At 69.7% G+C, this 21,724-nt stretch carries 13 protein-coding genes and 1 pseudogene; 1 reads left to right on the forward strand and 13 read right to left on the reverse strand.

Features of this window, described 5'->3' with window-relative positions; all coding sequences use genetic code 11:
- Positions 1-42 precede the first annotated feature (42 nt).
- The 5 genes and pseudogenes from ACFWHU_RS31905 to ACFWHU_RS31925 form a co-directional block, all read right to left on the reverse strand.
- Positions 43-843, reverse strand: coding sequence for a hypothetical protein (locus tag ACFWHU_RS31905; RefSeq protein ID WP_387229083.1), 801 nt, complete (start codon positions 841-843; stop codon positions 43-45).
- Positions 840-1,814, reverse strand: coding sequence for a helix-turn-helix domain-containing protein (locus ACFWHU_RS31910; protein ID WP_387229085.1), 975 nt, complete (start codon positions 1,812-1,814; stop codon positions 840-842). The genes ACFWHU_RS31905 and ACFWHU_RS31910 overlap by 4 nt, the downstream gene beginning before the upstream one ends.
- Complete coding sequence (locus ACFWHU_RS31915; RefSeq protein ID WP_387229087.1) at positions 1,811-2,032, reverse strand: hypothetical protein; 222 nt, start codon at positions 2,030-2,032, stop codon at positions 1,811-1,813. Before ACFWHU_RS31915 ends, ACFWHU_RS31910 begins: the two co-directional genes overlap by 4 nt.
- Before the next feature lie 1,143 nt (positions 2,033-3,175).
- A pseudogene (locus tag ACFWHU_RS31920) lies at positions 3,176-3,578 on the reverse strand ((2Fe-2S) ferredoxin domain-containing protein).
- The gene (locus ACFWHU_RS31925; RefSeq protein ID WP_387229089.1) at positions 3,575-5,566 is read right to left on the reverse strand and encodes a heavy metal translocating P-type ATPase; all 1,992 of its coding nucleotides are present in this window, start codon (positions 5,564-5,566) and stop codon (positions 3,575-3,577) included. Before ACFWHU_RS31925 ends, ACFWHU_RS31920 begins: the two are co-directional and overlap by 4 nt.
- A gap of 95 nt (positions 5,567-5,661) precedes the next feature.
- Here ACFWHU_RS31925 and ACFWHU_RS31930 point away from each other — a divergent pair, with 95 nt between their 5' ends.
- Entirely contained in the window at positions 5,662-6,051 is a 390-nt protein-coding gene (locus tag ACFWHU_RS31930) for an ArsR/SmtB family transcription factor (protein WP_387229091.1), read from the forward strand.
- Between the two features lie 68 nt (positions 6,052-6,119).
- Here the strand turns inward: ACFWHU_RS31930 and ACFWHU_RS31935 are convergent, their stop codons facing one another.
- The 8 genes from ACFWHU_RS31935 to ACFWHU_RS31970 all read right to left on the reverse strand — a co-directional run bounded on the left by ACFWHU_RS31935 (position 6,120) and on the right by ACFWHU_RS31970 (position 21,408).
- Entirely contained in the window at positions 6,120-6,482 is a 363-nt protein-coding gene (locus tag ACFWHU_RS31935; RefSeq protein WP_387229093.1) for a hypothetical protein, read from the reverse strand.
- 513 nt (positions 6,483-6,995) lie between these two features.
- Positions 6,996-8,159 carry an RCC1 domain-containing protein gene (locus ACFWHU_RS31940; RefSeq protein ID WP_387229095.1) on the reverse strand — a complete coding sequence of 388 codons (1,164 nt, stop codon included), beginning with the start codon at positions 8,157-8,159 and terminating at the stop codon, positions 6,996-6,998.
- A gap of 428 nt (positions 8,160-8,587) precedes the next feature.
- Positions 8,588-9,145 carry a telomere-protecting terminal protein Tpg gene (gene tpg / locus ACFWHU_RS31945; protein ID WP_387229097.1) on the reverse strand — a complete coding sequence of 186 codons (558 nt, stop codon included), beginning with the start codon at positions 9,143-9,145 and terminating at the stop codon, positions 8,588-8,590.
- A gap of 3 nt (positions 9,146-9,148) precedes the next feature.
- The gene (tap, locus tag ACFWHU_RS31950) at positions 9,149-11,446 is read right to left on the reverse strand and encodes a telomere-associated protein Tap (protein WP_387229099.1); all 2,298 of its coding nucleotides are present in this window, start codon (positions 11,444-11,446) and stop codon (positions 9,149-9,151) included.
- Between the two features lie 214 nt (positions 11,447-11,660).
- Positions 11,661-12,158, reverse strand: coding sequence for a hypothetical protein (locus tag ACFWHU_RS31955; protein ID WP_387229101.1), 498 nt, complete (start codon positions 12,156-12,158; stop codon positions 11,661-11,663).
- Positions 12,159-13,229: 1,071 nt separating this feature from the next.
- Complete coding sequence (locus ACFWHU_RS31960; RefSeq protein ID WP_387229103.1) at positions 13,230-19,592, reverse strand: SDR family NAD(P)-dependent oxidoreductase; 6,363 nt, start codon at positions 19,590-19,592, stop codon at positions 13,230-13,232.
- 141 nt (positions 19,593-19,733) lie between these two features.
- Positions 19,734-21,068 (reverse strand): beta-ketoacyl synthase N-terminal-like domain-containing protein, encoded by a 1,335-nt coding sequence (locus tag ACFWHU_RS31965; RefSeq protein ID WP_387229105.1) that lies wholly within the window; start codon positions 21,066-21,068, stop codon positions 19,734-19,736.
- 130 nt (positions 21,069-21,198) lie between these two features.
- On the reverse strand, positions 21,199-21,408 hold the full coding sequence (locus ACFWHU_RS31970) for a DUF5988 family protein (protein ID WP_387229108.1): 210 nt from the start codon (positions 21,406-21,408) through the stop codon (positions 21,199-21,201).
- Positions 21,409-21,724 lie beyond the last annotated feature (316 nt).

The following is a 21,724-nucleotide window of genomic DNA, read 5'->3' on the forward strand; positions in this document are numbered from 1 at the left end:
GCGCTGAGACGCTGGGGCCGAGGCGTACGTGTCTTGCGCTGTTCAGTGGTTTGCGATTTCGCGGAGACCTCGGTCGCTGGGTGTCGGGCGGGCGGGGAGGGTGTCGGAGACGTCGGGCCGGTTGGCCGCGGCGGCGATGAGCTCTTTGACGCGTCTGGCGAAGTCGGGGCCGGGCAGGGGCAGGTCCATGTCGGGTTCGCGGAGGTAGCCGACGGTCACGGCGGTGGGGATGTAGTCCATGAGACGGGTGACGGCGGTGGTGCGGGGGCGCACGGTGTTCTTGGCCAGGTGGCGCAGGATCCGCAGGATCGTGGTCGTGGAGGTGCTGGAGACCCCGTGGAAGCCCGGGGCCCATTCCGCCGTGTCGGGGACGGTGGGTTCCCGGGTGGGCACGTGGGGGCTGGGCGGGGGCTGCACGTCGTCGGTCTGCTGGTGCCACCAGTCTGCGGTGACGTCTTCGCCGAGGGCGAGGTGGTGGAGGTAGAGGCAGTAGGCGGCGGCGGGCTGTCCGGCGCCGGCGGCGTACTGCCACCAGAAGCGGGCTCCGTCGTCGGTGTCGGTCAGTTGGAGTACGCAGGCCAGCGCGAGTGCGCTGCGGGGTTCGGGGACTTGTTCGGTGACGAAGTCGTCGACGTCGTCGGCCGAGGTGTGGGAGACGAGGGTCTCGCACAGGGCCCGCAGGTCGGCGGCGGCCTCGGTCGCCTCGGTGACCGGGGTGGTGCCGTCGGTGGCGGCCGCCGGGGCGGGGGGAGGCTGCTCGTGGGCGGGCGGGACGATGTCGCGGGGCACGGTGCGGTTCCGGGTCAGGAGCGCCCGGCCGAGGATGGCTTCGATGTGAGTCATGTGGGATTCCCTTCGTTGTCGGACGGCGGGCACAGGGCGAGGTCCAGGAAGCGGGTGGCGTGACGTTCGTCGGAGCGGACGGTGGCGAGCGGGACGCCGAGGATGTCGCTGACCGCCGTGATGCTCATGCCGCACAGCCGGCGCAGCACCATGACGTCCAGCTGGTTGTCGGGCAGGCGGCCCATCGCTTTGAACAGGGCTTGTGTCTCGTTGAGTTGCTTCATGATGGCGTCGCCGTCGCTGAGGCTCTGCAGGGTGACGGTGTCGAAGGCCGCGTCCGAGAACTCGGGGCGTCCGTCGAGATGGGGTGTGCGGGACATGACGGTGGCGCGCAGGATCTTCCACGCGAAGCGGCGGGCGTCCGGGCTCGAAAGGGCTCGGGGCCAGCACAGCCACAGCTGGTCGAAGGTGTCGGTGATGACGAGTTCGCGGCGCTCGTCGGGCAGGAAGACGCTGGTGTAGAGGCGGTACCCGTCCTCGGTGAGGTCACGGAACGCGTCGTGGTCCATGGGCGGCGCCGATGCCGAGGTGGTGGCCACCTTCACACCCGCGGAGGACCCCTCGACCCAGGTGCGCGACCTGTTCTGGGTTTCCAACGCAGCCTGCCGCCACAGCCGGTACAGGGGTGCGTCGGGGAGGCCGAGCACGACGGCGAAGGCGTAGAGGATCTCCCAGCGCGGGTACATCCGTCCGCTCATCAGCTCGGAGACCTTCGACTTGGACAGCGGGATGAGGCTGCCGAGCTGACTCATCGTCATCCCGGACGCGAGGTACGTCTCCCGCAGCGGCTCCAGCCAGGCGCGGTGCGCGCTGCCGCAGTCGGGTGTGATCTGACCGAGCGGCCGCCCTAGCCGCCCCCGCCGGCGGGAAGAACCCGCCGACAGGGACGGCAGTGCAGACATGCCGGCGGCCGGGGAGATGGACGGCTCGCGCTCTTCCGGCGCGGCCGACGGGTCGGAGGGCGTGGTCACGGCGAGCCGTCCTCCTTATGGTCGGGGACGGCCGTCACGCGGTGCCCGGAGGCCGGCGCGGTCAGCGGGCGTACGGCGCGAGCGATCTGCTGCACCGTCAGGGCGAGTGCCGGGGCCAGGGCGGCGATCGCCGCTACCTGCCCCATGGCGACCATCACGATGCTCCAGGCGAACACCGTGAATGTCGCCGCGATGATCAATATCTGCTTACGGTCCATGGGACCTCCTGTCGGCCTGTGGCCCGACGGTCCATCCGGAGCCCGTCGGGTTCCCCGGAGAGCGGGTGCCGAAGCCGCTCTGCCGGGGAGGTCAACCAGCATGCAGTGAGGATCAGTTGCTACGCCACGTGATCATGCATTCACGGAACAATGACGACCCGTCGCCCGGCGGGGAACCGGCGCCAGGTATGCGATGAGCGTTCGACCGAGCACGGTTCGTGCGTCATCAGCGTGAAGTTCCCGGTTTTCCTTGCAATCCCACGCCCGAAATACGTCAATGGAACCCAGGCACCTCTGGTGTCGGCCTTCCATCCGGAAGGGCCTGCCCCGTGCCGAAACAAGGGGGCGGGCGATACCGCTCTCGCCTGGCCGGGCGAAGAGGCCAGGCGAGAGCGGGACACGGTCCGTAAGGACACGCCGACCGTAGCCCAGCCCACTGACACACGTCTCCTGCGCCGCGCCGCCCTCCCTGCGCGCCACCCGCCAGCCCGCATGAAGCGGCGCAGCTCCCGGCGCCCGGCGTCCGGCACACGCCCAGCCGCAGCGGTCCGCTTGCCGTGGTCGTCATGACGACGTCCCCTGGTGCCCAGACCACACCTGTGCCGGTCCTGGTGCGCGTCCTCCTCCCGGACGGCCAGGAGCTCACCGCCCGGATCTGGTCCAGGCGCCAACTGGCCGACGGCTGAAGGTACTTGGTGGGCCTACCGGTCTACAGCAACGGTGAGAACGGCACCGTGGAGGCGTCGGAGTACCGGGTGTGGGTACGGGCGCCGGAGCACGTGCGACCGGTTGCCGGGGTCTCGTACGACCGTTCTGTGTCAAGTCCGAGCGTGTTGCCGTCCGAGCCTCACGCGTGGACGAGATCTTCTGACAAGTACGCGATGTTGGACCGAGGTTGGCGTTGGCCGAGCGCTGGAGCTCGTTCGCCGGGAGGGGCACGGCGGGCGGACGGTGCTTCCTTGATGAGCGGGCCATGCATCAGCCGCTGACGAGCTTGCGCGCGCCGCGTCTTGCTCCGCTGCCGCGGCGCCACTCAGCGGTAGCCGCTCAGGCCCGCAAGAGTCTGTGGCTCCCGGATTGGCCCGGGGGCCACATCGCGCGGCGGCCTGGGCGAGCGGGTCCGGGCCGTGGCCGAACGGCTGGTCACTCTTCGAGTTCGTGGCGGACGCGTCGGGAGGGCTGGAAGGTGTAGAGGTCGAGGATGTCGGGCGGATCGGCGAGGCCGGGGCCGCCGTTCTTCACCCAGGCAGCGATGTCGGCGGCAGCACCTGGTCGTTGACCCGAGCCAGAGGGGCCGTCCGCCGGCCTTGCGGCCTTCGGCGGAGGGCTGGATGACGATGACGTTGGCGCGCTCGCACGCGTCCAGGCAATCGGCCCGCCGCACCATCGCGACTCCTGACAGCTGGGTGCGCAGGTCGGTGAGCTGGGCTTCGTGGTCCAGGCGCGGCACCTTTGCGGGGGTGCCGCAGCAGCAGCCGCGGCAGACGGTGACCGTGGGCCGGGCCGCCCCCGGTGTGGGGGCGGCCTTCTTGGTGCGGCGGCTCACCGCACGTCCTGTGCGGCGCGGTTCCAGGCGGCGTCGCGCAGCAGACGCAGCCCGTTGAGGCCGACGATGACGGTCGAGCCCTCGTGGCCGAGAACACCGAGCGGCAGCGGCAGGTGGCCCACCAGGTCCCAGATGACCAGGCCGGAGATGAACACTCCGGCGATGACCAGGTTCTGCACCACCAGGCGGCGGGCGGCGCGGGACAGGTTCACGACTGTGGGGATGGCGGCGAGTTCGTCGCGGACGATGACGGCGTCGGCGGTCTCCAGGGCGAGGTCGGAGCCGGCTCGGCCCATGGCGATGCCGGTGTGGGCGGCGGCCAGGGCGGGGGCGTCGTTGACGCCGTCGCCGATGACGAGGACCTTGCGGCCCTGGGCTTCCAGGCGTCGTACGGCTTCGACTTTGTCCTGGGGCAGAAGGCCGGCGTGGACGTCGTCGCCGGTGATGCCGACTTCGGCGGCCAGGCGGGTGGCGGCGCGGGGGTTGTCGCCCGTCACGAGCATCGGGGTGCTGCCGGTCAGGGTGGTCAGGGCGGCGACGGTCGCGGCGGCGTCGGGACGCAGCCGGTCGGCGATGCCCAGCACGCCGACCGGGGCCCCGTCGCGCAGGACCAGGACGGCCGTACGGCCGCCGTCCTCCAGCTCGGCCGCGACCTCGGCGGCACGGACCGAGGCGGTGTCGTCGTTGCCGTCGATGAGGCGGGCGGGGGCGCCGACCGCAACCGTGTGGCCGTCGACGACGGCCGTGACACCCACGCCGGGAGTGGAGGTGAAGTCCCTCATGTCGGCGATGGTCAGACCGCGGGTGCGGGCGGCGTCGACGACGGCGCGGGCCAGGGGGTGTTCGCTGGGGTGCTCGGCGGCGGCCGCGAGTGCCAGCAGGGTGTCCTCGTCCAGGCCGGAGCCGTCCAGGGGGCGGATGTCGGTGACGCGGGGGGTGCCCTCGGTGAGGCTGCCGGTCTTGTCGAGTGCGACCGCGTCGACCTGCCCGAGACGCTCCATGACGACGGCGGACTTCACCAGGACGCCGTGGCGTCCGGCGTTGGCGATCGCGGAGAGCAGCGGCGGCATCGTCGCCAGGACCACCGCGCACGGCGAGGCGACGATCATGAAGGTCATTGCCCGCAGCAGCGAGCCGGTGAGGTCCCCGCCGAACGCGAGGGGGATCAGGAAGACGGCGAGAGTCGCGAAGACCATGCCGAGGCTGTAGCGCTGTTCGACCTTCTCGATGAACAACTGGGTGGGCGCCTTGGTCTCGGAAGCCTCCTCGACCATCGCCACGATCCGGGCGATCACCGAGTCCGAAGCGTTCCGCTCGACCTTGATCCGCAGGGCACCGGTGCCGTTCAGCGTCCCGGCGAAGACCTCGTCCCCCGCCTCCTTCGCGACCGGCAGCGGCTCGCCGGTGATGGTGGCCTGGTCGACCTCACTGGCCCCCTCCAGCACCCGGCCGTCCGCACCGACCCGCTCACCGGGCCGCACCAGGATCATGTCGCCGACCACCAGGTCCCCTGTCGCGACGCTCTCCTCGCTCCCGTCGTCGGCTAGCCGGGTCGCGGTGGTGGGGGCCAGGTCGAGCAGCCCGCGGACCGCGTCCTGGGTGCGGGCGGTGGCCAGCGCCTCCAGGGCGCCGGAGGTCGCAAAGATGACAATCAGCAGCGCGCCGTCCATAACCTGCCCGATCGACGCCGCACCGATCGCGGCCACGATCATCAGCAGATCGACATCCAGGGTCTTCTCCCGCAGCGCCATCAGCCCCGCCCTGGCCGGCTCCCACCCGCCGGTGACATAGGCGGCGGCATACAGCGGACCCCACGCCCAGGCGGGTGCGCCGGTCAGCTGGAGCGGCAGCGCGATCAGGAACAGCACCAGCGCTGCGGCGGCCCAGCGGGCCTCGGCCAGGGCGAACACCCGGGTACGGCGCTTCGGCGCCGTACCCGGGTCGGCCGGAGCGGCCCGTTCGGGCCGCTGGAGCAGGTCAGAAGGCATGACAAAACAACCCTTCAGGGCGGAAGCAAGGCGACACAATCACCGTACAGGAACATCTGAACAGATCTTCAGATGTAACGGGTAGGATGGGCGGTATGGGTCACGGAGCCGACGACAAGAACCAAGCCACCCCCCGCGAGCGCCTGGACGCGGCGGGGGCCAACGACGTCGCCGCCACCCTCCAGGCCCTGGCCACCCCTTCGCGGCTGTACATCCTGGCCCGCCTCCAGGAGGGCCCCTGCGCGGTCGGCGACCTCGCCGAGGCCGTCGGCATGGAAGCCTCCGCCTGCTCCCACCAGCTCCGCCTGCTGCGCAACCTCGGACTCGTCACCGGAGAACGCCGGGGCCGCTCCATCGTCTACGCCCTCTACGACAACCACGTTGCCGAGCTTTTGGAACAGGCCCTCTTCCACGTTGAGCACCTGCGGCTCGGCCTGCGCGACGCCCCCGCCACCGAAGCGGCAGCGCCAGCGGCCGGGCGGTAGGCGGTCACGTTCACGCCTTCTCGGAGCCGAGGTCGCGGGAAGCGATGTCGCAAGGCCTGGGGGCGAGATCAGTTCCGCGGGCCGGGGAACACGCGGATCGTGCTCGGTCCGTCGGCGCTCCGCCGAAGCAGGTGGTTCTCGACTTCCAGGACCTGAACAGCCTGGGCGAATTGCTTGATCTGCGTCTTGAGGCGATCACGCTCTTTTTCGACCCAGGCCAGGTCGGCGCGGAGCGTTTCTTTCTCCTGGTACAGCTGTTCGGTGATGGCCGGGCGGTTGTGCTGTGCCGCGACCAAGGCGTAGAAGAGGTCCTTGAGGCCGGTGTGCTTGTGGGTGAGCTTGTTGCGGTGGAGGTCGGCCTCGGTGGCAAGGGACCTGATGGTCAGCTTCCGGTCGGAGCGCAGCGGTGCACCGGCCAGGAGACGGATCATTGCGTCAGTGATGGCGCGGATTTCGGCTTTGTCGTCGGCGGAGCCTGAGATGTCGGCGAGCGGGTTTGGCGCTCTCCCGAACGGCGATGTTCAGGCGGTCAGCAGCCCGCGGGTCGGCTCGCGGGTAAGCGGCTCGATGATGGCCGCGTCCCAGTCGGCCACCTTGAGCGCGGTATTCACCAGCAACTTGGCGCGGGGCCGACAGTTCTACGAGAGCGTCGTCGGCGGCCGCCGCCCCGATGAGCTGTCCGTCGCGGCCCGCCAGTCCGAGGCCGTCGCCGCACGGGGCTCTCGTCGACGAACCGGTGGCGCAGCCGCTTCACATCACGCTCGTGAGCTGGTGTGTTGTTCCCGGGCGTCGCACCGCAGAGCGGCGGACCGAACCGGGGAGGGTTTCAGGAGCGGCTCGTGCGGAGGAGTTCTGTTCGCAGAGCGGCCGGCTGAGATCCTGGCCGGGTCGGCAGTCGGGTTGTTCCGGCTGTCGACCCGGCGTTGTGCGGGTGTTCGGTGCTGTTATCCGGCGAGGCTGAACTCTCCGCCCGCGGCGATCAGCGAGATGCTGCTGAGGCTGTTGACGGGTGTGGTGAGAGCGGTTCGGTTGGCGGTGGTGCCGTCGCCGATCTGGCCGTTGTTGTTGTAACCCACGGCGCTGACCTTGCCGTCGCGGTCGAGGACAAGGGTGTGGTAGCCGCCGGCCGCGATGGCGCGGATGTTGGTGGCGCTGTCAAGGGTGATGGGGGCGGGGCGGTTGGTGAGGGTGCCGTCGCCCTGCTGGCCCTGGGCGTTGTAGCCCCAGGTCTTGACGGTGCCGTCGGCGAGGCGGGCGACGCTGTGGTAGACACCGGCGCTGATCTCGCGGGCGGAGCTGATGTTGTCCGCCTTGACAGCGGTGAGGCGCTGGGTGAGGGAGTTGTCGCCGAGCTGGCCCTGGGCGTTGTAGCCCCAGGCCCAGACCGTGCCGTCGGCGAGGCGGGCGAGGCTGTGGGCGTTGCCGGCGGCGACGCTGCGGACATTGGCGAGACCCGTCACGGTGACCGGGGTGTTGCGCTGGGTGAGGGAGTTGTCGCCGAGCTGGCCGTTGCCGTTGGTGCCCCAGGCCTTGACGGTGCCGTCGGCGAGGACGGCCAGGCTGTGGCTCGCCCCGGCGGCGATGGCCTCGACGTTGGTGAGGCCGGAGACAGTGACCGGGGTGTTGCGCTGGGCGACGGTGTTGTCCCCGAGCTGGCCACTTCCGTTGCTTCCCCAGGCTTTGACGGTGCCGTCGGCGAGCAGCGCCAGGCTGTGGGTGTTGCCTGCCGCGACAGCGACCACGCCGCGCAGCCCGGTGACGGTGGAGGCCTGGTCCTGGTTGGTGACGCTGCCGATGCCGAGCTGGCCTTCGATGTTGCGGCCCCAGCTCTCCACGGTCCCGTTGGAGAGCAGTGCGAGGCTGTGGTAGTAGCCGGCCGCGAGGCTCGTGATGTTGCCGCCGGTGAGCCCCGGTACGGTCACGGGCTGGTACTTGGCACTGGTGACAACGCCGCCCAGCTGGTAGTTGTCGTTGGCTCCCCAGCCCTTGAGCCGGCCTTCTTGGGCGGTTGCGGAGGGCGGAGCCAACGCCATGAGCATCGCCAGCAGCGTCAGCAGCCCCAGGAGAACGGTGGAGCTGCGGTTCCGGCCGCGGAAAGTTGCGTACATGTCGGTCCTTACCGATCGGGCGGTGCGGGCAGGGCAGCCATAGCCACCCGCCCATCACTTACAGTGAAGGATTGATCGCCATGAGTATCTGTTTTGAATGGATCTTCACTGACCCAAATGGCGGGTGCTTCACCCGATGTGATTGCACGCCCCGGGCGTGTCGCACGCCACGTGGAGGCTTTCGGCCGGGCCGTCAACGCGGCCAACGCGGCGCCGTTGTCCTGGTGGGTGTGCCGGTGAGCCGTGCGCGCCGGATGATTTCGCCTCTCGGTAGTCGCCGGAACGAGCGGAGGGGCCCGCAGGTGAAGGCTCACCGGGCTGATAGTCCCCCTGGGGCGGAGCGTCACGGTCCAGCCGTCGTCCCATGCGGAACGCCTCGTCCCCGGCAGCTTCAATGCCGGGGCGAGGCGTTTGTGCTGGAGCCGGGTCTACAGCCCGATCTCGATCTCTTCGACGTCGGTGAACTCCACGTCCAGGTCGTGGGCGCGGCGTCCGTTGTCGCGGAAGTAGTGCTGGCCGAGGCCCTGCGCGGCGATGTTCAGGAGCTGCTGCTCGGTGGCGCCGGCGTCGCGGGCCTCGAACAGGCGCTCCGCCCATCGCGGGGAGAGCGCCTGGGTGATGTGGCGGACCCGGGCGTCGTCGGTCGTGCCGGGTGCGGCGGTGAATCCGAAGCGGGCCCTCGTGGAGACGACGATGCCGTCGGTGGCGGCGGCCTTCTTCTTCGCCTTGGCACGGATCTGCGGCTGCCAGCGCTTCTTGACCTCGCGCTCTATGCGCGTGGCGAGGTCACGGCGGGGCCGCTTGAGCTTCCCGACGACGTACCGCTCCACCGTGCGCTGCGACACCCCCAGCGCCAGCGCGACCGCCCTGGTGCCTTTGAGCTGTTTCACCAGGTACTTCATCTGCGCCTGCGCGGACTTCGGGATCGGGCGGGTGAACGCCCCTTCGACCGCGCGGTCCAGGCTCTCCCCGAGGTTGTCGGCCATCGTCTACTCCCCGTCGTCGGCGGCGGTGCCGCCGGTCTTGATCATGCGGGCGATGTTCACCAGGCCGTGCTTCTCGTACTGTTCCTCAGCCCACAGCACGCTCTGGGTGCCTTCATGCTTGACCATCCCGGGCGACACCCCGAGCCGGAACCCGCCCGGCAGCGGCTTACCCTCCGGCGTTTGCGGCAGGAAGTCCAACGGGCTGGGTCCGTCGGACGGGTAGACGACACAGTCGGTGCCGACCGCGACGGGGTACAGGTCGGCGGCCGCCGCGACCTTCCTCATCTTGCGGTGCATGTTGATCCGGCTGGTCGACAACACAGCGGCCCGGATGTCGGGGCGCCACGTCTCGCGGGCGAGCGCCGGCCACGGTTCGAACAGCGCCGTGCTGCGCGGCCGTTCACGGAGCTTGCCGATGCCGCCCTTCGCGGTCGCCTTGATCGCCTTCAGAACGAGCGCCATCTCCGGATCGACGCTCTTGTGCTGCGCCATGGCCTTAAGGAATGCCTCCTCCTCCATCCCGGACACCACACCCAGGTCCGCCATCGTGGCCATGTAGGCGTCGCGCAGCCGCTGGTACCAGGCGTCCAGGTATCCGCCGTGCTCGTACCGTACGTGCGCCTCGATCGGCTGCACTTGGTGGCCGAGCTCCACCGCGTACGCGAGCGTCGGTGTGGCGTACCAGGCCGCGCCCTCCGGGCGCTCACCCCTCGCCGTGAACGGCGACGGCAGCCGCTCGTCCAGGGCAATGTGGGAGAGATCGACCAGCCACGACCCCGGGAGTTTCGCGTCGAACAACGGGCGCTTCAGGTGCGTGGGTCCGCCCAGGCCGACGGTGAGCCGGTTCGCGGCCGCGGCGAACGCCATGTTGACGTCGATTCCGACGACGAACTGCCTGGTGCATTCCGCGTCCGTCAGCGGCCGACACCAGTCGTAGGACTCCTCCATCAGCATCTCGGCAGGAGTCCGCTGGTGGTGACGCGCGAACCTGCCCTTCAACACCGGGTGCCCGTCGGGCACCTCGCACTCCACCGGCTCATACACGGCCGTCAGCGCACCGGGCGCCGGGCCGCCGCGCCACTCCCCCGTCGCTTCGTCCTTCACGGCCATCGTCGGCGGGTGCAGCGCCGTCATCAGCTCCAGCCCCGTGACGGCCGTCGTGCCGCGCGGCGTCATCACCCGCGACGCGTACGTACCCAGGAACCGGGCCAGATCCGCCGCGCCCATCGTCGGCAGCACCGGGGTGTCGCGGTTGTCCCACTCGCGGACGTCCAGCGCGTTCCATGCCGGGATGCACAGCTGCACGCAGTTGCGCTTCGCCCCTTCGGCCGGACGGAAGATCCGCGCCCATGGTCCGAATCCCCGCTGGGTGAGCTGCCATTCGGCACGCTCCAGCTGCCCCAGGACCTTGTGTCCGGCCGGGAGACGTCCAGCACGCCGCTCCTCCTCCGACAGCGCGACGGGCAGGCCGTAGCGCTCCAGCGCGGACCGGGTCAGCACCAGGATCGGGTCGGCGTCGCGGCCGTTGCGGTGCAGCCGCGCCTGACCGAGCCGGGCCTCCTTCAACGTCCACTCCACCAGCGCCGGGACCGACTTAGCGGGGACTTCGAGGACCAGGCCGCCGACACAGTACGCCGACACCACCCCATCCTGATCGACGTCGACGACCGCGAGCGGACCGTTCTCGAAACGCGGGTCGACCACGGCCGGGCCGACGACCGCGGTCGCCTTTGCCGCCTTCGTCGCACCTGGACGCCGCGACGACGATGTCGGCCTGGTGCTGCTCGCCGCCGGAGGCACCAGCACCGACGCGGTCGCGGCAGGCGCCCGCGCCGGTGCCGGCGATGCCGAATCCTGCGCGGCCGGAGCTGCGGCCGGGCCGGTGAACGCCTGCGGGACTGCGGGCACTTCGTCTTCGTCAGGGGTCGGCGCCTCGGTGGCCGGGGCGGGGAACCGGGCGGCGAGGCCCTCCAGGAGCCGGGCGTAGGCGGCGCGCTTCGGCGGCCGCGGCTCGGTCCGACCGGTCTCCCAGTTCCCCACCGCCTCCCGGCGCGCGGACAGCGCCGTCGCGATCTGGGCCTGGCTCAGCCCGGCCGCCTCACGCAGCCGCTTCCGCTCATCAGGGTCCGGCAGATCGTCCTGCGCGACCTGCTCCAGCAGCGCGTCGACCGCGCTGAACAGCGCTTGTTCATCAGTGGACACAGAGGCCACCTCCAATAGACACCCTATCTCAATCGCGCATTGATTAGCGCACTCAATCGCACGCTGATTACTACACTCAATCGCGCATTGATCGCACATCTTGGAGCTTGTGGCGGATCCACCACAAGCGGCGCCGCGTCGTCGGGGTGACCTCTCGGCAGTGAAGGTTGAACGTTGCCACTGAAGGTGGGTGACTGCTGATGGACGTCAAACTGGTCGAGGGACAGATCGCAGAAGAAAACGGGCGGCAGAGTTTGCGCTCGGCGCGCCGTAAATGGCTGTGCCCCCCCGGCGGCTCCGTTCGCTGCCTGATTCATGGCCTCCCGCTCAACGAACCGTCGGCCGTCCCGCGTTCATCGGCGGTCGGCAGGGAGAGGCTGTTGCCGGATGCCCGCAGTAGGCACCGTGCCGTGGCGTGGTCGCAACCGGTGGTGTCGGCGGCGGTGGTGACGGACAGGTTGGCCAGGTGGTGCAGGACGGTCAGCTGGTAGTGGAGCGGCGACGCGGTTCGCAGGGGCAGGCGCGGGGTGCGGCGGGCAATGTGGGCGGCGACGTGGTTCCAGGCGGTTGCGGTGGGGTTGGGGCTGCTCAGCAGGGTGGACCAGTGGACGGCGAGGTGGCCGAACACACCGCGTACGAGATCGTCGCCGCCAGCGGGGGTGTGCGCGTCGGCGTAGGCGAGGTAGGCGCGCTGGTGGATGGCGTGGAAGGCGCAGAACTCGGCGGGCAGGGTGATGTCCGGCCCGGTCCCGGGAAGCGGGTACGGCAGTGGGCAGAGGGACCGTGGCGGTGGGGTGATGGTCATGGTCATCCAAACGCTCCGGGTTGTTTGGTGCAGGTGGTTGGGCCCTGGACGGGTGGGTGTGACGGCCCGGGCGGCGTCCCGCGGGGGGCGCGGCGGGATCTCCGCCGCAGGGCAGGGCCGTGCGAACCTTCCGTGAGGGCATCCGTTCGCCGCTGAGGATGCGGGAGATGTAGGAGAAGTCGACGCGGGCGTCGAGGGCGAGGGTCTTGTGCGACTTGCCGCTGATGCGCCGGAGGTGGGACAGCGCGCTGGCGAGGATGGCGACGGGGCATATCCCGGTGGGCTGTCGTCGACGCTGCCGGTGCCGCCGACCGGGCGCCGCGCGCGCCGGCTTCCTGGAGGTGCGCGACATGGCCCGCCAGGTCGGCTGCGGCGAGCGCGGTCCCGGCAGCGTCCTCGGTGATGTCGATCCGGGGGCTTGCAGTAGCGGGCGCCGCAGGCGTCCGAGCAGTAGAGCGCGGGCGCCCCGAACCGGGTTGCCGTGCAGGCGTTCTGCTGGGTCCCGGACCAAGACAGTAGATCCCGGAAAGGCCCTTCGGGGTCATAGGACGATCGTTCGCACTCATGTTTTCTTCTGAGAAGGCGGTCCGGAAAGCGAAACTTCCGTAGCGGCGAGACGGGCAAAGGCCCTGAAGGCCGTCCGTGGCGTGGCGGACGGCGATGCGGAGTACGGGAGGGTGCAGGGCGCGGGCGGTCCGCGCGCCCCCTGCACGTTCGGCGTCAGATCCAGCGACGTCGCTGGTAGCGGAGAGGGGCTCGCTTAGGCCATCGTGAGGACCGCGACTCCCAGAACCGCGCCGTCTCAGGGCGAAGGATCAGGACAACACCGACGCGTCGTGCCAACGCGGTTGATACCGGTGTGGAGACAGCGTTGCGGCTCGGCTCCGGCTCATTGTTCCTGCCGCTGCGGGTGAAGCGCCGGGGAGAGACGGCCCCGGGGAGCGGACGCCCCCGCGTTCATCCGCGGCCTCCCCCTGTTGCCGCCGAACGGTGCTGCGACCGGGTTGGCCGACGTACGTTGATGGACAGTCCCATCTGGTCTTCTCCCCCGCCAGCTCTTGAGATCCGTTGCCACCATCACTCGCTTGAGATCGAGGGGCCGGCGCTCCGCAGTTCCAGGCCCATGCGCCCGGCGAGGCCGGCGGCGAGTGCCGACAGCGTCGGATGCTCCCAGACAAAGTTGCTGGCGAGCTCGACCCCGAGGTCGGATTCCAGGCGGCCCCGCAATTCCATGGACAGCAGTGAATCGAAACCCAGTGCCTTCAGGGGAGTCTGCGGGTCAAGGGTGGTGCTGCCCAGCCGGAGCACCCCGCGAATGTGATCGGCCAAGTAGGTCTCCAGAGCGGTGCGCCGGGCGATGCCTGGTGTGAGGCTTGTGAGACGGGCGTGGATGTCACGGGCTGGTGAGTCCGCGGCGTGTTCGTTCCCTGGGGTGAGGAGGCTGAAGAAGGAGGACTGCTGGCCGGCGGGGGGAATCCAGGTGCTCGGCTCGCCGGGAATCACCCCGGTCTGGACGCGTCCGTGTGCGAGGAGTGAATGGAGCGCGCGCAGCCCCTTGTCGGTCGGGATCGTTTCGTAGCCCCGGGCGCTGAAGTCGGTCGCGACACCAGTCTCGCCCCACGGTCCCCAGTTGACGGCGAGCGTGGGCATGCCTTCGCGGCTCCGCCAGGCGGCGAAGGCGTCGAGCCAGGAGTTGGCGGCTGCGTACACGCCCTGCCCGGGGTTGCCCAGCAACGAGGCCATCGAGGAGAAGACGACGAACCAGTCCAGTGTGTGCGCCGCTGTGGCGCTGTGCAGCCTCCACGCTCCGGTGACCTTGGGGTCCCACACGTGCGTCAGCTGGGAGTCGTCGATATTGGTGATCGCGGCGTCCTCAAGAACCATGGCGCAGTGCATGACACCTCGCAACGGCGTCTGATCTTCGGTCGCGGTTGCTACAAGGCGCTCGGCGGTGCCCACCTCGGCGATGTCGCCCAGTACGACGGTGACCCGGGTACCGCCGGAGGACAGCTCCTTGAGCGCGTGCGCGGCGGCGGGGGATGGAGGAGTGCGTCCGTTGAGGACGATATGACTCGCACCCTGTTCAGCCAGCCAGTGCGCGGTTGCCAGACCGAGGCCGCGCAGGCCGCCAGTGACGATGTAGGCGCCGTCGGCGTGGACGACAGGCGGTCTGTGGGGAAGGACCGCAGTGGTCTCGCCCTGGTGCGGGAGGGTGAGAACCAGCTTGCCGATGTGGCCCGCGCGGGCCATCAGGCGGAAGGCGTCGGTGGCTTCGGAGAGCGGATACGTGGTGCAGGGCAGCGGCTTCAGACGGCCTTCGATGAACTCGGTGAGGACCTCACGGAGTACGGTCGCGAACATGTCGGGCCGGGTCCGCTGGAGCTCGATGAGATCAACGGTGCTCATGGTGATGTTGTGCCGGAAGGGGGCCAATCCGACAGGGGCGTCGGACAGGATGTCGCGGACGCCCAGTTCGACGAAGCGGCCGAAGGGCCGAAGCGTCTCCAGCCCCGCGCGGATCGCGGCACCGGAGAGCGAGTTGAGGACGACGTCGACGCCTTCGCCCCGAGTGGCGTCGCGGGTCTGCTCGGTGAAGTCCAGCGACCGGGAGTCCATCACCCGGCTGACCCCGCTGTCTCGCAGGTAGCGTCGCTTCTCTTCGCTGCCCGCGGTTGCCAGCACTTCGGCACCGAGCAGTCGTGCGACGGCGATCGCGGCCAGCCCGGTGCCGCCGCTGGCCGAGTGGATCAGGACTCTTTCCCCAGCGCTGAGCCGGCCGATGTGGCGCAAGGCGTACCAGGCGGTGAGGAAGGCCGTGGGCAATCCCGCCGCGGTGGCGGGATCGAGCCCGGCCGGGATGAGGGCGACCGCGGCCGCGGGCACGGTGACGAACGAGGCGAAGGCGCCGCCCTCGAGGTGGACGGCGAGCACCGGGTCGCCGGTGCGAAGATGCTTGACGCCAGGTCCGACTCCAGTGACCACGCCCGCGCACTCGAAGCCGATCCGGTACCGGATGTCGTGCTCACCGGGCAGGAGGCCCATGGCCGTGAGTACGTCGCGGAAGTTGAGGCCCGCAGCCTGTACGCGCAGTTCCACTTCTCCCGGTCCTGGTGTCCGGCGTCCGGTCGCGGCGAGTTCCAGACTGTCGAGGTCTCCGAGCCGGCCGGTCCGGAGGCTGAATCCGTCCTCGCCGTAGCGCAGGGTGCGGGTGGCGGCCGTGGTCTGTTCGGAGACCTCCAGCGGGGCGTGATCGAGGCGTGCGATGTACCGGGTGGTACCGCGGAGGGCGACTTCGTCCTCTTGGCCGTCGGCGAGCAGTTCCTCGGCCAGGTTCCGTAGGTCCGGGTGCCGGTGCTCGGTGTCCACCAGGGTGGCACGCATCCGCGGGTGCTCGAATGCCAGGACGCGGATCACGCCGCGCAGGGCGCTCTGTCCCAGCTCCGCTCTCTCGCCGTCCGCTACGGCACGCGCGTTCCGGGTGACTGCGTACAGGCGGGGGTATCCGCCACTGCGGGCGACCGCCTGGGCGATACCGAGGATTCGCCGGGCGCGCCGCTGGGCGTCTGCGGTGGGGTCGGCTGCGGTGGCGGGAGAGGTCCCGCACAGCATCACCACGGCGCGCGCGGGCGACGGGACGGCCGCCAGGCGTTCGCCGACGAGGTCGCCGAACGGCCCGAGCTGCTCATCTCCCAGGGGCGGGTCCCACACTTCGGTTCTCGCCCCGGCCTCCTGCAGGATGCCGGCCAGTGTCCCAGCGTCTCCGTCGCCCTCCCCGATGACGAGCCAGTCTCCCGGGGGGAGTCCGGAATCCTGTGGGCGAGGGGCCGGGTGCCAGCCCGCCTCAAGGAACCACTGGTCGGTGCTGTCGTCCTGGCGCGGGCTTCGGAGTGCGAACCTCACGCCGTCGACAGTCATCACCGGTGTGCCCGACTCGTCCAGGAGGCGGGCGTGCCCCACGACGCTCTCGGCTGTCGTTTCGACGATCCGTGCGTGGCAGTACACGGCGGTCGCAGGATCGCCCAGGACCCGTACCGCCCGCATCCGGACGGGAAGGATCAGTCCCTGACGCCCTTGGCCGGCTGCCTCGACGGGGCCTGCTACGAGGAGTTGCAGGCAGAGGTCGACCAGGACGGGGTGAACGCGCAGGGACTGATCCCCGGTCAGCGCGGGCGGGGGGACCTTCACACGGGCCCAGAAACTGTCGCGACCGCGGGAGGTGTGCAGGTCGGTGATTCCGGTGAACGCCGGACCGTGTTCGAGTCCCCGGGAACGAAGACCTGCGTAGAGAGTCGTGGGATCGAGGGTGACGCCGTGTCTCCGGGCCAAGTTGGTGATGGACGACGCGCGGGTGCGCGCGGGTAGGGAGAGGCGGCGCAGCACGGCGGAGGCGTACGTGACCCACTGCCCGTCGTCACCGCGTCCGAAGATCTCACAGGTGGCGTGATCCGGGGCGATCATGGTGACGTTCGTGCTGAGAGCGGTGTGCTCGGTCAGGCGCAGCATCTCCTGGAACGAGACTTCGGTGACCTCCACCTCAGCCGGGGAGGCGTCGAACACCTCGCAGGCGGTGGTCAGGGCGAGAGCGTAGTAGGCGGCGCCGGGGAGTACCGGGGTGCCGTGGACCCGATGGTCGGTCAGCCAGGGCATCGCCGTGGTTCCGGCGTCTCCCTGCCAGCAGTGACGGACTTGTTCGCCAGGTACCTCGGTGTGGCTGCCCGGCAGTGCGGTGGCCGAGCGCGCGGTGTTCTGCTTCCCCGGGCCGGCCGGGCGGGCAACATCCACCCAGTGGCGTTTGCGGTCGAAGGTGATGGTGGGGACGTTCGCGAGGTCGGCACCGGTGTACAGCGGTGACCAGTCGACGTTCACACCCGCGCAGTGCAGGGCTGCGAGCTGGGTGCGGAACATGGTGGACTCGTCTTCGTCTCGGCGCAGCGTGGGCAGCACGACCGGTTCGCCGTCCAGGTCGCTCAGGTTCTGGGTGATGGTGCGGGTGACCACGGGGTGTGGGGAGACCTCGACGTACACCAGGTTCCGGTCCGCGGCGGCCGCGGCCACCGCGGAGGAGAAGCGGACAGGGTTGCGCAGGTTGGCGCACCAGTAGGCGGCGTCGAAGGCCGGCACCTCGTGCGGGTCCTTCAGCGCGGTGGAGTAGAAGGGGATCCTGGGGCGCTGTGGCGTCAAGTCGGACAGGACGGCGAGGAGTTCGGGCAGTAGCGGATCCACTTGTGGGCTGTGGGAGGCGACGTCCACCGCGATGGGCAGCGTCGGGATGCCGCGGGCCTGCCAGGCGGCGACGAGCCGTTCCACTTGAGCGGTGTCGCCGGCCACGACGGTGGAGTCCGGCGCGGCCAGGACCGCCACGGAGACGGACTCGGCGTCGTTCGCGGCGAGTTCGGCTTTCACCGCGGCCTGGTCCAGCCCTACGGTCGCCATGGCGCCGGCTCCCGCGATCCGGGTGAGGAGCGCGGAGCGCCGGCAGATCACCTTGACGCCGTCTTCCAGCGTCAGCGCCCCGGCGACGACAGCGGCCGCGGCCTCTCCCATGGAGTGGCCGATGACACCGGCCGGTTCGACACCGTGGGCACGCCAGGTAGCGGCCAGTGCGATCTGCAGGGCGAACAGCACCGGCTGTACTTGGGAGCATTCCGTCACCGGTTCGCCGGCTCGTAGCACGTCCAGCACGGAGAACGCGGCCTCGGCGGAGATGAGGTAATCGGCTTCGGCCAGGGCCGCCGCGAAGGCCGGCTCCTGCCGTAGCAGTCCGCGTCCCATGCCCGGCCACTGCGAGCCCTGTCCGGAGAACACCCACACGGGCTGCCGGGAGACGGTGACGCTCGCTGGCCCCGACACCACGGCAGGGTGTGCCTGGCCCGTTGCGAACGACTTCAGCGCGCTGACCACCTCGTGCGTGGAGCGGGCCACGACTCCGAGACGTCCCCGCCCTGGGCTGCGCCGCAGGGCCTGGGTGTGTGCGATGTCGCGCAGAGGCACCTTCGCGCCGTCGCCCTCAAGCCAGTCGGCCAGGCGCAGCGCCGCGGCCGGCAGCACGGCCGGGGATCCGGCGGGCACCAGGACCACCTCGGGTGCGCCCGGCGGGGTCTTTCGGGGGAGTGGCAGGGCTGCGCGGTCGTCCAGCGGCGGTTGTTCCAGGATGACGTGTGCGTTGGTACCGGAGAATCCGAAGGAGGAGACTGCGGCCAGTCGTGTCGCCGCCTGTACGGGCCACGGGGTCAACTCGGTGGGCACGAAGAAGCGGGTCTTGGCTGCGGCGATGGCCGGATTCCAGCGGGTGAAGTTCACGTTGGGGGGGATGAGGCCGTGCTGGAGGCAAAGTACGGTTTTGATCAGTCCGGTGATTCCGGCGGCGGGCTCCAGATGGCCGAGGTTGGTCTTCACCGATCCCAGAGCACACCGGCCGTGGCCGGTGCCGTATACCTGCGCCAGGCTGGCGAATTCGACCGGGTCGCCGACCGGGGTTCCCGTTCCGTGAGCCTCGATCAGCCCCATGTCCCGAGGGTCGGTCCCGGCGTGCGTGAGGGCCTTCTCGAACAGGTCCCGCTGGGCGGCGGGAGAGGGAGCGGCCAGGCCGTCGGACCGGCCGTCCTGGTTCACCGCGGAGCCGCGGACCACGGCGAGTACGCGATCGCCGTCCCGTACGGCATCGGCCAGGCGTTTGATGACGACGGCGCCGCAGCCTTCACCGCGGACAAAGCCGTCGGCGGCGGCGTCGAAGGTGTGGCAGCGCCCTGTCGGTGACAGCATCCCCATCCGGGCGAAGGATTCGGTGGTTCTGGCGCGGAGCATGAGCGTGACGCCGGCGGCGACGGCGAGATCGCATTCGTTCTGGAGCAGTGCCTGGCAGGCCAGGTGAAACGCGACGAGCGAGGACGAGCAGGCCGTGTCGAGTGCCACGCTGGGGCCGTGCAGGTCCAGGAGGTAGGAGATACGGCCTGCGGCGACGCAGTGCCCGTTCGTCAGGATGGAGCCCTCCAGCTCCTGGGGCTGCCCGGCGAGCCGGTCCATGTAGTCGTTGTAACTGAGACCGGCGAAGACCCCCGTCGGCGAGCCTGCCAGCTGATGCGGCGGCACCCCGGCATGCTCCAACGCCTCCCAGACCACCTCCAGCAGCAGCCTGTGCTGGGGATCGAGCACGTCCGCCTCGCGGCCGGAGACCCCGAAGAAGTCCGCGTCGAAACCGGAAACATCGGTCAGGTACCCGCCCCGCTGAGGCGGTGTGCGTGCGCCGGGAGGCGGTTCAGCGCCGTCGTGTGCCCAGAGTGCCTCGCGTCCCGGCGGCAGATTCCCGACCGCCTCCCTCCCCTCAGCCAGCAGCCGCCACAGGGCCTCCGGGGAGTCGATGTCGCCGGGAAGACGGCAGCCCATGCCGATCACGGCGAGAGAATCCGCCGCCTTGTCGAGGGAATGCCTGTTTCGGCCCACGGGAGTTCTCCTTGTCAGTTCACTACTCAGACGGGCGGGAGCATGCGGCTGCGTCGGCGTTCATCCGGCATCGCGGGTGCCATGCCGGCGGGACCGGCCGGCCGGCACCCAGGGCAGCTGAGGACTACTGGGCGGCGGGCGTCAGGCGTCGGGGCTTCCCAGGAGGATCGCGCTCTTCACCCCGCCGACCTGGTAGTTGAAACTCAGCGCGTAGTCGAAGTCGAGTGGCCGGGTGAGTACGCCGGGAACGGGGTCGAAGGTGAGGTTGTCCGCGGGCTGCTCGCAGTTCGCGGTAGGGCATACCTCACTGCGCTCCATCATGAGCAGAGTCAGAGCCACACCCAGGCATCCCGCAGGCGCCCCGTTGTGTCCGAAGCAGCCTTCCTGAGAGGTCATCAGCAGGTCCTGCGCGGCGGATCCGTACAGTTCCTTGATGGCGTTCGCCTCGAAGGCGGTAACCACCACGTTGCCGTCGCTGCCGCCGTGGACGTAGGGCACCTGGCCGATCTCCCACCGGTCCCCGAGGCACCGGCGGACAGCAGTCACCAGTTCGCTGCCCGTCTCCTCGGACGCCAGGGGGTTGGCCAGCCCGTCCCGGGTCGTGGCCTGGGCGAGCACCTGACCGTACAGATATGCGCCGCGCCGGGACGCGTGCTCCCGGCTCTCCATGATGACGGTCACTGAACCCTCGCCGTGGTTGATGCAGTCGGCACGCCGGTCGTACGGGCGCATGAGGGAGTCGAAGGACGGCAGGAGTTCGGGCATGTCGTCCGACCGGATGGTGTCGTACGTCTTCTGCGCGCCCCGCAGCAGGCGCTGGATGTTACGGATCAGTTTGACGCTGAAGACGTCGACGCCGGTCACGACGGCGATGTCGACCTCGCCTCCGGCGATCATCCGCCGGGCGTTGCCGATCTGCACTGCGGATGACGCACAGCCGCACGACACGGTGAAGTTGGGGCCTTTCGAGCGGGCCAGCGACCCCTGGACCAGGGCGACGTCGGAGGGAGTGACGGCCTGTTCCGCCGCGACGAACAGCTCCAGCGCCTCCGGCACGGACAGGGTTTCGGGGTCGGCCTGCAGCACGGCGAGATAGCTGTCGATGTTCGCGTCCACGCCACCGCGCCCGGCCAGGATCGCCGCGTCGGTCAATTCGCCCGAGAAAAGATCCAGTTGGGCGTCCGAGCATGCCTCCGCCATGGACACCAGGCCGAACCTGTGTGCCGCGGTGTAGTGGCGGGAGAAGAAGGGGGGGATGTCGGGGAGGCGTTCGTTGAACATCGCGTCCGTCAGGTGTACGGAGCCGTAGTAGGCATCGTCCTGCAGAAGGCGGCTGGCGCCTTTGGAGGCGACGTCCCACACATCGTCCGCGGTGAAGACGGGCCGCCCGTCACCGGGAAGGCAGAACCCGAGACCGGTGACCACGACGTCCCGGGCTTGCCGGCCGCCGCCCGAGGGGGCGGCCGACCCGCTCACGATGCACCTGCGCGCAACGGAAAAGTCATCATTTTGATCCCTCCGGATCAATCGATCGCACCCATGTGTAAGCACCATGAGATGCGGAGGAAGAGAGCCCGCACCGCAGTCGGGCAGATTCGAGCCGGTTCTATTCGGCAATGTAGGTGCGGTAGGACCAGCGGTAGACCGGCAGAAGTTCACCATCGAATTCGGCATGGCTATTCGAAAACTCGAAATGCTCGTAACCGTTGCCCCGGAGAACTCTCACTCGCGGTTCACTTTCCAGTGAATCCACTACCCAGGTCGGCGGAGAGCCGTCCGGCCCCCCGCTGAGCATGACGCGAATCGGATGCGGCATAGAACTCTCCAGTCAAGAGAATCGGCACCGGTAGATCAGCAGGAGCGCCGGTTCGACAACTTTCGGTCACGGTTTCCCGGTCGGAATCGGAAACTCCGCCACCACAGAACAGTGAGCGCCACGAAACCGCGCAACTGGTCCATAAAACCCATCGTGGGAGCCGTCAGCGTCTGTGACGCCGTACCCGGCCCGGTGGCGGCACCGGTATTGGCGGTCGAATCCTCGTGCGGGGCGATACGAACGCCACGATGTAACAGTGCACTGCGTATGCCCTGCTGACTGCGTTGACCAGCATGTTTTCGGGGTGCGACGCGGG

The organism is Streptomyces sp. NPDC060366, assembly GCF_042725135.1.
GTDB lineage: Bacteria > Actinomycetota > Actinomycetes > Streptomycetales > Streptomycetaceae > Streptomyces.